Source organism: Laspinema olomoucense D3b (assembly GCF_025370785.1).
In the GTDB taxonomy this organism is placed as follows: domain Bacteria; phylum Cyanobacteriota; class Cyanobacteriia; order Cyanobacteriales; family Laspinemataceae; genus Laspinema; species Laspinema olomoucense.
The window spans coordinates 1-14,876 of record NZ_JAMXFA010000044.1 but is presented as its reverse complement, the minus strand read 5'-3'; the positions used below and the strand labels follow the sequence as shown (position 1 = coordinate 14,876).

Sequence of the window (14,876 nt, the reverse complement as noted above, 5' to 3'; positions counted from 1 at the left end):
TTGACGTCGGTTCGCATTGTCCCTCTAAGCAGACAGGGATAACAGCCCAACTTGATGGGAAATAGGAATTTCCACCTCAAAGATAGTGCCTTGATTTGGCGAGGAGATACAGCGGAGATTTCCTTTATGTTTTTCTACTACAATTTGCCATGTAATCGAGAGTCCGATTCCGGTTCCTTTCCCGGGGGGTTTAGTTGTGAAAAAGGGATTGAATATACAGCCTCGGACCGCTTCAGACATTCCGGGTCCATTGTCGGAAATGCGGATAGTGACCTGATTTTTGCTCGTGACTTCAGTGCGAATCACAATTTGCGTGGGATGCGCTTTCATTTCAGGGAGGCTTCGGCGATCGTTCCACTCATCGAGGGCATCGATCGCATTTGCGAGAATATTCATAAACACTTGATTGAGTTCGCCGCCATAGCATTCCACTGCCGGTAAATGAGAATCATACTCCCGGATTACTTGAATCTCTGGGTGCTCCGGTTTGGCTTTCAAGCGATTATTTAAAATCATCAGGGTACTGTCAAGTCCTTGATGCAGGTTAACCGGCTTCATCTGAAATCCCTCATGACGGGAAAAATGCCGTAAGGATAAAACAATTTCTCGAATCCGCTCAGCCCCCACTTGCATGGAGTCTAAAATTTTTGGTAAATCTTCTTTGAGAAACGATAATTCAGTAGATTCTATCGCTTCCTCTATCTCAGGAACCGGCGTGGGGTAATATTGTTGATACAGCTCGATAATTTCGATCAGGTCTTGACTATAGTTATGAGCGTAGGTGAGATTACCGTAAATGAAATTAACGGGATTGTTGATTTCATGAGCGACCCCGGCTACCAATTGTCCTAAAGCCGACATTTTTTCAATTTGAATCAGTTGGCTTTGCATTTGCTGGAGTTGCAAGAGGGAGCGTTCGAGTTGTAGGGCTTTCTGTCGCTCTCGGTTTTCGGACTCTTGTAAGGCGATCTGGGCTTGTTTCCGTTCATTAATTTCCTGGCTGAGGCGATTGTTGGTTTCCAGCAAGGCTTGGGTCCGCTGTTCGACCCGGTGTTCCAACTCTTGGGCAAGGCATTCCAGTTCAGCCCTGGCGCGATCGCGTTCCACAATTTCCGCTTCCAGCTTTTGCGTGAGATGGCGGATACTCAAATGAGTCTTGACCCGCGCTAAGACTTCTTCATGCTGAATCGGCTTCGTAATATAGTCTACGGCACCGGCATTAAACCCTTTGACTTTATTTTCCGTATCGTCTAGGGCCGTCATAAAAATGACGGGAATATCTCGGGTAACCGGATTTTGTTTCAACTGTGCGCAGGTTTCAAAGCCGTCCATTTCGGGCATGAGTACATCTAACAGGATTAAGTCCGGTTGAGAATACTCGACTTTTTTTAAAGCACTTTTTCCGCTGCGAGCTACCCAGATTTTAAACCCCGATTCGCTCAAGAACTCGACCACCGACCCTAAATTGGTGGGCATATCATCGACGATTAAAATCGTCCCTAACTCCAAACTACGATCACTCATTGTCCAGCCTCCATATACCCTTGAACAAAAGCTAGTAATTCCTCTTCGGCAAAGGTGGTAGCCAAGTGAATCACCTGAGTTGCAAATGGTGCATAACGCTCATCGCCATCTACCAAGCGTTGCACTCGTTCTTGAATCGTGACCAATTCGCCCTTCATGGCCAAATCGAATAAGATAGCTAATTCCTCTGCTTTAGGGGCGATCGCTTCACGCCAGTGAGGAGGGATAGAAGCAGGTCTCAGACTGGATTCAGCACTCCCAACTGCTTGCTCCTCATATATCCATTCTAAATCTAAATGGTTTCCTAAGCAACTTAAAAGTTGCTCATCTCGAATCGGTTTGAGGAGAAAATCATTACAACCAATCTTCAAACAAGATTGTTCCTGGGACGAAAGAATACTCGCTGAGGTCCCGATTGCGACCACATTTTGTGCCTCGGGCATTTTTCTAATCCGACGCATCGCTTCAAACCCATCCATCACGGGCATCACTAGATCAATGATGATGCAATCCGGTTGGAAAGAAGACATTTGACTTAGGCAATCTTGCCCGTCAATTGCTTCTTGGACTTCAAATCCCAAGGGAGTGAGTAAATTCACTAAGACCGAGCGATTTTCCCATCGATCATCCACCACCAGAATTTTTCGAGGTGCGCCCACAAATCCGCGAATAATTTTTGGCGATTCTTTGAGTTCTTCGGCGCAATTTTCTACCCTAGGTACTTCGACTTCCAACCAAAACTGGCTACCCTTTCCCACCTCACTTTCCACATGAATCGAACTCCCCATCATTTCGACTAATTGGGAACTAATCGCAAGTCCCAATCCCGTCCCCTCGGTTTGACGAACGGTCCCATTCACCTGCTCAAAGGGTAAAAAGATGGTGGGGATCTGCTCCGGTTCAATCCCAATTCCCGTATCCTCGACTAGAAATCGCAGGGTAATTAGAGGCTGCTCGGGGTCGAGGGTCGGCGAGGGGAAAGATTCCACTTTAAAGGTGACTCCACCGCTTTCGGTAAATTTGACCGCATTCCCCAGCAAGTTAATTAACACTTGGCGCAAGCGTTTTTCATCGGCATAAACCCCCAGAGGCAGGTGAGAAGAGGGTTCATAAACTAGGGAAATCCCTTTACTTTCGGCGCGAACCCGACAGATGTCGGCAATACTTTGTAAAAACTCCGGCAGATGGAACTTGTTAGGGTGCAATTCCATTTTTCCGGCTTCTATTTTCGACAAATCTAAGATATCGTTAATGAGAGTCAGCAAGTGTTCGCCGCACTTGTGAATAATTTTCACCCCGCTTTTTTGAGCTTGACTGAGGGTTTTGTCTCGGTTGAGAATTTGTGCATAGCCTAAAATTCCGTTGAGGGGGGTTCGCAGTTCATGACTCATGCTGGCGAGGAATTGACTCTTGGCCCGATTTGCAGCTTCAGCGGATTTTTCAGCGCGTTGTCGTTCTTGAATTTCGATTTCTAAGCGGTCATTTTTAGTTTGTAATTCCTGGGTCCGCGCTTCGACTTTGAGTTCTAGGGTATGGTAAAGGGTGGCATTTTCAAGGGCGATCGCTGCTTGGCTCGATAACATCTTAAGCACCTCTACTCGCCTCGGGGTAAAAGCTCCAGCAATCAGATTGTTTTCTAAATAGAGAATGGCGCTGAGTTTTCCTTGGTAGAGGATGGGTAAACACAGCAAAGACTTGGGTTGGTGTTCGCGGATATAAGCATCGCCACTAAACATTGCCTCTGCACTGGCATCGGTGAGAATGACATCTTTTTGGGTGCGCGTGACATATTCCACAGCGGCGATCGCCACCTCGCAACTCTGATGAATCGGAGCAGATTGCATCACCTCCACTCTTTCTTGATTTCCCTGGGCTTCAATCACCCATTCCCCCTCTGAGCAGAGGAGCAATGCACCTTTTTCGGCCCCAGCATTTTCGATTAAAATCTTCATCAACTTTTCCAGCAAGTTAGGGAGCAAAATTTCCCCAGAAATTGCTTGAGTTGCCTTAATTACCGAAGCCATATCCAGAAGACTGGGGTCCATCAGGCTCGTACTTTGTCGCGTGTCTGTCCCCCGTTTAAGACTGGTTTCAGGGGGAGCCAGATCCAGGGTTGCATTCACCACTGCTGCTAGTAATTGGGGATATTGTTCTTCCAAGTCTTTGACTTTAGCTTTAGCTCCCCAGCGCATATAAGCATAATAGGCATCGGTGAGATAAGAGTTGGCAATTTTGCCTCGACCAATGGAGGTATAAAAGGCAGCGGCTCTTTCATTGGCTAAAGCTTCTTCCTGATTATATTGATGCGCTCTGGCTCCTTCAATAGCGCGATCGTACCAGTCCATTGCCTGTTGCGTCTGTCCCAAACAGCGGGCTTTTTCAGCTTCTAACAATTCATATTTATGTTGACAATTGGCCGGACCGTGAACAGCCCAGTTTTTCAAAACTTCCAACCCGGTCAAAGCCTCGGTCATATAGGCTGTTTTGGATTCCTCATCGGCACTGTCTAAAGCTAAGGCAAACAGTGCCAAAGTTTGGTAAAATTTATGCATCACATTGATGCTTAATCCTACCCCAAACTGGGCATAATTCGAGACAAAATTTAGGTGAAATAAACCCGAGTCATATTGCTGAAACAGATAAAACAAAAATCCTTTGGCAATATGATAGAAAAACAGCAAGTTTCCATTGTTAGCGGATTGAATCTCCTCTAGCTGGGTTGATTCATCAAAACTTTCTCCGATGAGTTCATATTTGTTCGAGGCTTTTCCCAAGAGGTTTTGAACCAATTGCCGATAAATTCGGATGCTATCGGCATCATGCTGATGCTTGAGCTTAATGGTTAAATCCAGATAATTCTTTTGCTCTCGTTCCACATAGCTTAAATCTTGGCCACTGAGAAACAAGAAATAACTGTAATTATGAGAATTATGACAAGCAAACTCTAAATCCCCAACTTCCAAAAACTTATGAATTCCTGCCTTTAAGGGAGCTAAATTTTTTTGAATGGGATTTTTCCAATGTTGGCTCAAAATATGATTTAAGAAAATAACTTTTAGTTGCAGAGGTTTTGCTTCAAATTTTTCAATTGAGCGCACAGCCAACTGACCAAATTGATAGCCGGTTTCAATTTCTCCCATTGCGCCACATAAAAGCGCTGCATAAAACACATAGGCATAAGCGGATTCCGGAGAGTTTCCATATTGCTGGGACAGAGCAATCATGGTAAACAAAATCGGAGGAAGCATTGCACCTTTGACAATATAAGCCGCTGGAATGATACTGATTAAAATCCGCATCGCTGCTTGTTTATCACGGTCCGTCATCGCCGGAAGTTCGGCAAGTGCCTCCACCTGTAAATCGGGAGGCGGTGCTTCCTTGAGGGGAATTTCTAACATTTGTAAAACTTCCATCCCGGTGTCGATCGCCGATTCCATCTGATTTTGTGAAAACTCTACCTGAATTTTCATTTCATAGACTTTTACTTTGTCGAGTAGGGTTTTGGCGCGGGTGAGGGTGAGGTCTGAAAGTTGCTGCGATCGCTCAAAATTGGTCCTCGTAAATTCCACCTCCGCCGCTTCTAAATATAACCGAAACGTCAGCTCATACTGGCTTTCCCAACTCTCCTCTTTAAGCTGTAATAAAGCGACATTTAAGTATTTTGCTGCCGACTCATAAGCCGTCGCTGCTTTCGCTTTCTGTCCGGCGATTAAATTCAGCCCTGCTAGTTCATATTTCTCCTCATCCCGGGTGAGTAATTCCAGCCCATAATTAAGCTGATTAACCAGACTAAAAATATTTTCTCTCCGTTCCTCTGGAGTGGTATTTTTTAAGAGCAGTTGCCCAATTTTGAGGTGAGTTTCTTTCTTCTTATCCTCGGGAATTAGCGAATAGGCAGCTTGCTGCACCCGGTCATGTAAAAACCTATAATCAACCTTAACATCCTTTAAACCAATCTCTTGGGATTCCTCCGGGGTAAAAGCCAGGGGAATTTTATATTCATTACTTAAAGGTAAAATCAAACCCGCTTGTAGTGCGGACCATAACTGTGCAGCGGTTAGGGAGTTAGATTGCTCATTGACAATGCCGAGGACCTCTAGGTTAAAGGTATTCCCAATACAAGCAGCCAAGGTTAAAACTTTTTGGGTCTCTTCCGACAGTTTCCGAATATTTCTAGCCATCAGTTCCACCACATTATAATCGGTAATTCCAATGGCCTGAATTTGAGCAATATCCCATTGCCACCTGCCTAAGTGCAAGTCATATTGCAACAAATCTTCTTGATAGAGCGTTTTCAGCAATTGAGTTAGGAAAAACGGATTTCCTCCGGTTTTATTAAACAGCAAATTTGCTAAGGGTTGAGACTCAACAGCTTCAGGTAAGGTATCGGTGATTAAGGCTTGGACATGGGACAACTGTAAGGGAGACAACACCAGATTATCCACCGTTGTCCCCGCTTCTTGGATTCGTTCAATGGTCTGGATGGTGGGATGAACCGCAGAGACTTCATTATCCCGATAAGCACCAATGAGTAACAAATACTGACTTTCCGTATCGGTCATCAGTAATTCAATCAATTTCAACGAAGCTAAATCAGCCCATTGTAAGTCATCTAAAAATACGACTAGGGGATGTTCTTTGGTCGTAAATACCCCAATAAATTGTTTAAAAACTCGGCTAAATCTATTTTGAGATTCGGTGCTTCCCAGTTCAGGAACCGTAGGCTGTTTCCCGATAATTAATTCCACTTCGGGAATCACATCGATAATGACTTGTCCATTATTTTCCAAGGCAGATAAGAGTCGCTCTTTCCACATTTGGATTTGGGCGTCTCGTTCAGTCAGCAGTTGCAGAATTAAGGACTGGAAGGCTTGAATCAGAGAGGCAAAGGGAACATTGCGCTTAAATTGGTCAAATTTACCGGCGATAAAATAGCCCCGTTGTCGCACAATGGGTTTGTGGACTTCGGCGACTAAAACCGTTTTCCCAATCCCGGAATACCCGGAAACGAGCATTAGTTCAGTCTGGCCATTAGCCACCCGTTCAAAGGTGTTTAATAGGGTGGCAATTTCTGCATCCCGTCCATAAAGTTTTTGAGGAATAGTCATTTGTCCCGCTTTGTCCGCCAAACCAGGAATAAACTGGGTAATTTCTCCGGTGGTTTGTAACTGGATTAAGCAGGTTTCGAGGTCAAATTTTAATCCTGCTGCACTTTGGTAGCGCTCTTCTGCGGTTTTGGCGAGCAATTTCATAATCAAGGCAGAAATTGCTTCAGGAATTTCTGCCTTGATTTGATGGGGGGAAATCGGAGTTTTGGCAATATGACTATGGACCAGTTCTAAGGGGTCGTTACTGGTAAAGGGTAAGCTTCCCGTTAACAGTTCATAGAAGGTGACTCCCAGGGAGTAAAAATCACTCCGGTAGTCTAAAGTGCGGTTCATTCTGCCGGTTTGTTCCGGGGACATATAGGCCAAAGTCCCTTCCAATAAGTCGGGATGACTGAGGGTGGGATTTTCTCGTTCGAGTCGTGAGGCGATGCTAAAATCAATCAGTTGAACAGCTTCTGTGAGGGGATTGATAATAATATTTTGAGGTTTGATATCTTTATGAATAATGTGATAATTGTGGAGTTCGCTCACAGCATCCACGAGGGGAATGGCGATTTCCAGAAATTTAACCAGAGAAAGAGAGTGAGAAACTATCCAATCACTTAAAGATATTGACCCGGTATCTTCTAGGAAAAGCGCCCACCCGTTTTTATAGGTTTCTAAACCGAGGGGTTGGATAATGGTGTTGATCTGGAGGTTTTCTAAAATTTGATATTCGTGGCGCAGGCGGGTAATGTCAGCTAGACTGGGGTATTCAGACTTAAGGGTTTTGACGATCGCCTTGGACCCATCGACCTGGTTTTGAGCGCGATAAATAACTGTTCTGCCTCCTGAGTGCAGGGTTTCCAGGAATTGATAGTTATTCAAGTTAACAGTCATTCTGATTCTCCCAGGTCTGAAATTGAGGATGAGGGTTTGATTGTGAGTTGGAGGTTGAGCGCTTCCCCCTGGCGATCGCCTTTGATCCGCAGTCCTCCTGTGCCATTAGACTTCTGGCAAAAAAAAGGATTGCTCCCCCTTTCCCTCCCTAATTAAGGGGCGCTTGAGAGATGTTTGCAAGGGGTCTATTCCATCAGCGACTTCAAAACCTGTCATCTCAAACCCCAGGCTCTACATCCCTTAAATGCTGAGACTCCCGTTAAGTTTAGTCAGGTTTTACTTTCCTCTAGAATGTCACAGCCCTGTCATAAAGATTTCAACTTTAATAAAAATTAATCTAACTCGGAACCAGCACTCTCCTCATCCCTGACGTCGGTCCTGTGGGCTTTAATTTTTAGTAATAATACTTAACCCTCCAGGAGTTTAGACAGAATAGACTACTTGCTGAATTATCCAAAGCCCCCCTTCACAAATGAGGGGAGCTTTTGAAAATTGGGCAATAAATCTAATTATTTACTTCTAGTAAACCCGGGGGCGGATTGATTTCGACGCGACCGGCTGCCATATCCACAATGGGGACAATTTCTTTCACAAATGGAATTAAAATGTTTGGCTTTGATTTGCGTTTTGAGGGAGTTTCCAGAGTTTCGGAAATCTCAGAAATATCAGGAGTTTCAACCGCTGGAACTGGAGGTTTAATTGCCAAGATATCATGACCGGCGGTGAGGATTTCGACCACTGTCCCGATTTCCTCCCCCGTGCGTTGGTCGATCGCCACTAATCCAATTAAATCCTGGATGTAATACTCATCTTCCTCTAAATGAGGGCGATCGCCTTCGGGAACTAACATCACACAACCCCGCAACGCTTCCGCCTGATTGCGATCGGTTACCTCGGCCAGTTGTACGATAAAAATTCCCTTATTTTCAATCAATCGACCTTGCACTAACTCCACAGGTTGAGGGGTGGATTGATTGGGATACTTCAACCATCGCTGTCCCGGTTCCTCAAACCGTTCTGGGAAGTCCGTGGAGGGATATACTCGAACTTCACCGTTGAGACCTTGCACGCCAATGATTTTACCAATTTCGATCCACTCATCGGAAGGGCGCGTTTTCGGAGTTGAGGGCTTTTGTTTCATGGTTATCAGGACAAAAATACGGAAGGATAGAGAATCCCTGCGGCGATAGCGGGCGATCGCCATCATGACAATCGCCCGCTTTTAAGTTCCGCGCGTCCAGAATAAAGGGCGAAAACTGCACTGTTCACTCAATGCGATCGCCCTAATCTGAGGGTTAAGGATTTAAGACAATTTTAATGCAATTGTCACGCTTATGCTTAAATATTTCATACCCTTGAGGTGCTTCCTCCAAACTCATCTCATGGGTAATCACAAAGGTTGGGTCAATATCCCCCTTCTGAATGCGCTCAAGTAACGGTTTGAGGTATTTATGGACATGAGTTTGTCCCGTTTTCACCGTTAACCCTTTAGAAAATAACGCCCCCAACGGAAACTTATCTACAAATCCGCCATACACCCCCGGAATTGATAGGGTACCGCCTTTGCGACAAGCGACGATCGCCTGTCTTAATGCCGTTGGGCGATCGGTTTCCAAGCGTAAACTTTGTTTTGCCTTATCATAAAAAGCATCCAATCCCGTCCCGTGAGCTTCTAATCCTACCGCATCAATGCAAGAATCGGGTCCAATACCGCCCGTCATTTCTTTAAGCGCTTCCCCAGCATCGATTTCTTCATAATTAATCGTTTCCGCTTTCCCTTCTCGCGCCATCGCCAACCGTTCCGGAACCCGATCAATGGCAATCACCCGCTGTGCACCTAACATATAGGCACTGCGGATAGCAAATTGTCCCACGGGACCACAACCCCAAATCGCCACCGTATCGCCCGGTTGAATGTTACAATATTCCGCCGCTTGATAGCCCGTGGGAAAGATATCCGTGAGAAATAGCACCTGTTTATCGGTCAATCCTTCGGGTATTTTTAAAGCTGCCGTATCTGCAAAGGGAACTCGCACATATTGCGCTTGTCCTCCGGCATATCCGCCCAACATATGGGAGTAGCCAAATAAGGCCGAAGGTGTGTGACCATAAGCCTTTTCCACAATTTTACCATCAGGGATGGAGTTATCGCACAAAGACCACAGATCTCGATTACAAAAGAAGCAGTGACCGCAAGCAATTGTAAACGGAATCACCACGCGATCGCCTTTATTCAGGTTCTTTACTTCTGAACCTTTATCCACCACTTCACCCATAAACTCATGGCCGAGAATATCTCCCTTTTGCATCGTCGGAATATACCCATCATAAAGATGTAAGTCCGACCCACAAATGGCTGTAGAAGTAATTTTTAAAATGGCATCTCTAGGATTTAAAATACTGGGATCCGGAACGGTATCCACCCGCACATCGTTCTTCCCATGCCAGCATACTGCTTTCATTTTTTGAGTTCTCCTAAACTTTAATTAATGGCGATTTATTTATGTAACACTTTCCGGACTGCGGGTCCAGATATCTTGTGTCTCTAAGGAGCAAAATGCTCTACAGCCTTAACTCAATCAGTCCAGTCCCGGGACCAACGCACAGGGGAGGGTGAGGGTGGGGTTCTCCCCTACTTTCAAAGAAAAAATTATCCCTACTTAATCCGGTTCCCTCCCCTGTGGGTTGGGGAGGGTGAGGGTGGGGTTCTTCCCTACTTTATCCCGTCCACTCCCCGGACCAAAGGGAGAGCTTTGGAGCGGTGGAGAGTAGACACCTGGGTCTCAATTACCGGCGATCAGAACGAGTGGAGGACCGAGTTCCGGGAGCATCGGGGTTATCCGGATTCCGGGTCTCCTCAATATTCTGCTCAATCACTTTGGGAATATTTTTCCCCAAGTTGCGAATATTTTTTAGACCTGTATCCCCAATTTCTTCACTGGGGAAATCTTCCGCACTGTTTTTAATTTTCTTAACCGTGGCTTTGTCTACCTGCTCTGGATTGTAGTCAGAAGTCACTAATTTAGCGGCGTGGGCGCTATTATCGGTGATGCTTCCGAAGGTAAATCCAAGCAGCAAAGTGAGGGTGGCCAGACACCAGCCAATCGTGCGATTGAGGCGAATATTTTTTAGCCAAGTTCTGTTTAAATTCATAAGCTCAATTTGGTTTTAATGGTTTTCAAGTTTTTGGTTAAAAACTTATTTTCATTGGAACAATGATTAGGGAGTTTTGTATCCTTCTTTAGGAATAAATTATCATTCCAATTTGGGATTTAATTTAAGAACCCCCCTGGGGCTGACCTTCTATGGTAGCAATTTCTCCGGCTTCGGCCAGCATTTTAAAATGACGAATATCATCACGAATTTGCTGTTCAGCAGATTGTCCCACCAAGTGAGCAAAGGCATCGGTGAGTTTGCCTCCGGGGGGTTTGTATTCCAAGACTACTTTTACTTCAGTGCCTCGGTTTCCGGGGGCAGCTTTGAAGCGGACAAATCCGGAGTTTTCAATATCAGAATTTTCAACGGAAGTCCAGGAAATCAGTTGATTTTTCCGGTCCGTGATAATTTCCGCATCCCATTCTAAGGTCATATTTAAAGGAGCTTGGGCGACCCAATGCGATCGCGTTTCATCCAGAACTTTGACGGACTGGATATGCTTCATAAACAAGGGCAGATTTTCAAAATTGCGCCAGATGTGGTAGAGTTCATCTGGGGTACGATTGGCGATCGTGACGGTTTGTTCAACGGAAATTGTATCACTGCCTTGAATCACCGATTCGACGGCAGATTTCAAACTGCTTTCAGTGGTGGCGGCACGATAGGCTAAACCACCGCCCGCGATCGCGAGTAAAACACCGCGTAAAGAAGCTTGTTGCAATCCCATTAAAACCATTGCACCGCCGCCAATCAACGACCCCCAACGTTCAGTATCGCTCATGGTGCTATTTTCAGGCGATCGCGGTTGAGAATTGGGAACCGAGTCGGATGTGGGTGACATAAATTTTTCCTCAAATCAATCGGAGTGGTCCGCAGAACGGGCGACCCACGAATAACAAATAAGTCTGCTGACCATTTTAATCCGGGGGCACTCCTCTCCACTCTGTCAAAAGGGTGAAGCAATGCTCACTCGGTAGGGATAGATTCCTCAGCGATCGCCCGGTGATCAATTCATTTTGATCCCGTTGAGGAATAAAACTACATTCTAGCGGATTCGGCTATAGAGAAAATGGATTTTAACAAACCGGATTAGGTTGCAATTCCCGCCTAAGCGGGAATAAAAGCAGTAGAATCTCGACAGGTTGGGCTTGCCTTTAATTCGGTTCACCTAAAGGTTCAGCAACCTGAACTTTTAAGGGAAATTCCCCACAAATACGCCACTGCCTGTCCTGAAACACCAGTAAAGTTAAATGACTAGCCGAACATTCATAATACAACTCACGGTCTTTAAATTCGGCCCATCCCATATTAAAATGATGCCTTCTGAGATCTTTAAAGGCGATCGTCATGTGCGGTGAAAACGATCGCCCCTTAGATTTCGCGTCATAAATTCCCAGAGACGAGTTGAGTTCCCCTGCTAACTCCGACTGAAACAACAACAATTCTGGAGTTTTCTTAACATTAATATAAACCACTCGCGGAGGAAACGAACCAAACCCCGACAGGACCATTGGCACAGGTGCGCGGACCTCGGCAAACCCTCTGAGAAACTCTTCCAGTAGTCCCTGTTTTTGCGCCTCCCATTCAAAAGGGGGTTGCAGGGTAACATGGGGGGGAGACTTGAGTGCCTGACGAGTTTGGTAGTTCTCAGCAAAGTGCTGTTTGTATCCGGTGACTTCCTCCTGAATTGCCTCCGGGGGCAAAAGAGCAATAAAATATAAAGTTGACTCGGTTGAAATCATGGCATTCCTGGGGTGTTAAGATACAATCGGTTTGTTCATCGGGGCCTTAAGCTTAGAGTATCCCTGAGGTAATCGCCCTCAACCGGAGAACCCTGGAGTCCTGACCCAGATAAACTTACGATAAATCATTCCGTCAAGGATATAGGGTAACCTAATCCTCAATCCCTTGGCTCAGTTTGGAAAGGGATTTGCAGCCATTATTCCAGTACAATAAGCTAAATATCCCCTAGTTTGCGCCAAGGCGGAAAAATCCTTAATCCCCTTGAGTGCTGGATTCCGGGGTGAAATATCAGCAAATCATCATGACTGATGCGATCGCTTTAAAAGATATGTCCCGAAGCATGACTACTGAAAGTTCTCTCGTTCCCTTGAATACCCTAAATCCCTTTGATTCCCTGACTGCGGAACAGATTTCCGAGTGGGCCGGATATCATTTGCAATATGTGGATTTTAAAGATGTGGTCAATGAGGAAGGACTCCATCAACTTCCTGATTTTCCCGGCTTATATTTTGTCTATTTTATAATTTATGATGCCAAGGGTAAATGGACCGAAAATTTAGTTTATATTGGCATTGCCACAACCAGTATCAGTCAGCGATGGAAGTCCAATCATCAAGTGCCGATGTTTGGAAAAATGCACAAATTGGGCATTGAAATTTTGATTAGAACTTTTACCCTCCTGCCTGGAATGGTCACGGCTGAAACCTTGCAGATGTGGGAGCAATCCTTAATTCAAAAGCTCCATCCGGTGTTTAATGAGGAGATGTAATTATTAGAATTCTTGCCAAATTCTCAAATTTTAAAAAGCCCCCCAGGAATAAAACATTGATTCCCCGGGGGGTTAGGGGGAGCAATTGGAATTTCTATGATTCTTATCCCATCCCTTGTTCTGATTGGATAAAATCCACAAATTGACGGGCAGTCCTTCCCGAACGACCATTATGGCGAGTGGCCCATTGTAAGGCTTGAAACTCTAAGTCTGTGGGGGATAAATTTAATCCAGCTTCTGCGGCTAAATGATGGACGATCGCCAGATATTTCTCTTGATTGGCAGGTTCAAACGTTAAGGTTAATCCAAAGCGATCGCTAAAGGAAAGTTTTTCCTGAAGGGTATCCCAAGCATGAACTTCATCCGCCTGAGACGGGCGGGGTCTCTCATCAAAAAACTCCCGGACTAAATGACGACGGTTAGAGGTAGCATACACCACCACATTCCGAGGACGGGCAGTGAGTGTGCCTTCTAAAATCACTTTTAATGCCTTAAACGAATCGTCATCCTCTTCAAAGGATAAATCATCCACAAAAATAATAAATTTCTGAAGAGCAGGGCGAAGTTCATCGACAATTTCCGGTAAATGTTCAAGTTGAGATTTGGGAATTTCAATTAATCGTAAGCCTTGCTCACTATACTCATTTAATAATCCCTTAACTAAGGAAGATTTACCCGTTCCCCGACTGCCATAGAGTAAAACATTTAAGGCGGGTTTACCGGCTAATAAAAATTCCGTATTCTTTTTTAAAGTTTCGCGCTGGAACTCATAACCCACTAATTGCGTCAACCGCACCGGGTCAGGGTGTGGGATGGTTTTTAGTTTCCCTGACTGCCAAGTAAAGGCTTGATACTCTGTAAATTGCCCGGTACCCTGTGTTTGGTAATAGGCAACTAACTCCTGGAGAGTATCAGGCCATTTTTTTGGGGATTTGAGGGCGGCGATCGCCCGTTTTCGGGAGCCCAGAGGCAATTGATCTATCGCCTCGGGTTCCGTAGACGAGGAGTTCCAAAGTAAGGGGGGAATGGGGATACCACTGGCAGATTCCACCCACTGACGGAGGCGATCGCCCGAACAGTCATAGAAACATTGCAATCCCTCTAAATCATGTTTAACCGCTGCAATTAATGGCGGAGGAATTTCTTCAAACGGCTTGCGTTGCACCTGGTAGGTAAATGGATTTTCATCCTTCAGGATGCGATCGAGCAGATAGTCTTGCCAGCTCATTTCTTCTTCTGCCAAGCGTTTAAACCAACAGCCATAAGCCTGTAGGCAATTTAATCCCATCCGGCCTCCAGCGCCGCCCCCCGAACTTTCATAGATCAACTGGATCAATTTGAGAAAAGATTTCCCCAGTTCACTCCTAAAAACCCCTTGATACAGCAATAAAGAGGCGGCTTTAATTTCTAAATATTGAATTGAAATAACTGTTTCACTATCCATTTTAGGACTCAAATTAAGGGTTATAAATTAAAACCTCCTTGCACCCAATTCAGAGGTTTCCAGGGGTTTTTTCTAGGGGGAGCATCTCCCTTTAGACAGTTTGCTCTCATCCCCCCGCCCTTCTCCCAAAAAGGGGAGAAGGGACACCGGATTTAAAGACCCTCTCCCTGGAAGGACTATGCGTTACTCACATATTTCTTAACAATCTCGTAAACCTAATGCCTGTATTGGTTAGCGGGATAATTAACCTCAA

At 45.2% G+C, this 14,876-nt stretch carries 9 protein-coding genes; 1 reads left to right on the top strand and 8 read right to left on the bottom strand.

What is annotated here, in order from left to right; translation table 11 throughout:
- Positions 1 to 24 precede the first annotated feature (24 nt).
- The 7 genes from NG792_RS24070 to NG792_RS24040 all read right to left on the bottom strand — a co-directional run bounded on the left by NG792_RS24070 (position 25) and on the right by NG792_RS24040 (position 12,409).
- Positions 25 to 1,524 (bottom strand): hybrid sensor histidine kinase/response regulator, encoded by a 1,500-nt coding sequence (locus NG792_RS24070; RefSeq protein ID WP_261237070.1) that lies wholly within the window; start codon positions 1,522 to 1,524, stop codon positions 25 to 27.
- On the bottom strand, positions 1,521 to 7,511 hold the full coding sequence (locus tag NG792_RS24065; RefSeq protein WP_261237069.1) for a hybrid sensor histidine kinase/response regulator: 5,991 nt from the start codon (positions 7,509 to 7,511) through the stop codon (positions 1,521 to 1,523). Before NG792_RS24065 ends, NG792_RS24070 begins: the two co-directional genes overlap by 4 nt.
- A 505-nt stretch (positions 7,512 to 8,016) precedes the next feature.
- Positions 8,017 to 8,718, bottom strand: a complete 702-nt coding sequence (gene rimM / locus NG792_RS24060; protein ID WP_261237068.1) for a ribosome maturation factor RimM — start codon at positions 8,716 to 8,718, stop codon at positions 8,017 to 8,019.
- 88 nt (positions 8,719 to 8,806) lie between these two features.
- Entirely contained in the window at positions 8,807 to 9,973 is a 1,167-nt protein-coding gene (locus tag NG792_RS24055; protein ID WP_261237067.1) for a zinc-dependent alcohol dehydrogenase, read from the bottom strand.
- A gap of 325 nt (positions 9,974 to 10,298) precedes the next feature.
- Positions 10,299 to 10,664 (bottom strand): hypothetical protein, encoded by a 366-nt coding sequence (locus tag NG792_RS24050; protein ID WP_261197953.1) that lies wholly within the window; start codon positions 10,662 to 10,664, stop codon positions 10,299 to 10,301.
- A gap of 124 nt (positions 10,665 to 10,788) precedes the next feature.
- Positions 10,789 to 11,508 (bottom strand): SRPBCC family protein, encoded by a 720-nt coding sequence (locus tag NG792_RS24045; protein ID WP_261197952.1) that lies wholly within the window; start codon positions 11,506 to 11,508, stop codon positions 10,789 to 10,791.
- 313 nt (positions 11,509 to 11,821) lie between these two features.
- Entirely contained in the window at positions 11,822 to 12,409 is a 588-nt protein-coding gene (locus NG792_RS24040; protein ID WP_261237066.1) for a 2'-5' RNA ligase family protein, read from the bottom strand.
- Between the two features lie 281 nt (positions 12,410 to 12,690).
- On the opposite strand from NG792_RS24040, the gene NG792_RS24035 reads away from it, so the two are divergent.
- Complete coding sequence (locus tag NG792_RS24035; RefSeq protein WP_261197950.1) at positions 12,691 to 13,179, top strand: hypothetical protein; 489 nt, start codon at positions 12,691 to 12,693, stop codon at positions 13,177 to 13,179.
- Between the two features lie 103 nt (positions 13,180 to 13,282).
- Here the strand turns inward: NG792_RS24035 and NG792_RS24030 are convergent, their stop codons facing one another.
- Positions 13,283 to 14,623: an ATP-binding protein gene (locus NG792_RS24030; protein ID WP_261237065.1), complete on the bottom strand. Its 1,341-nt coding sequence runs from the start codon at positions 14,621 to 14,623 to the stop codon at positions 13,283 to 13,285.
- Positions 14,624 to 14,876: the final 253 nt, after the last annotated feature.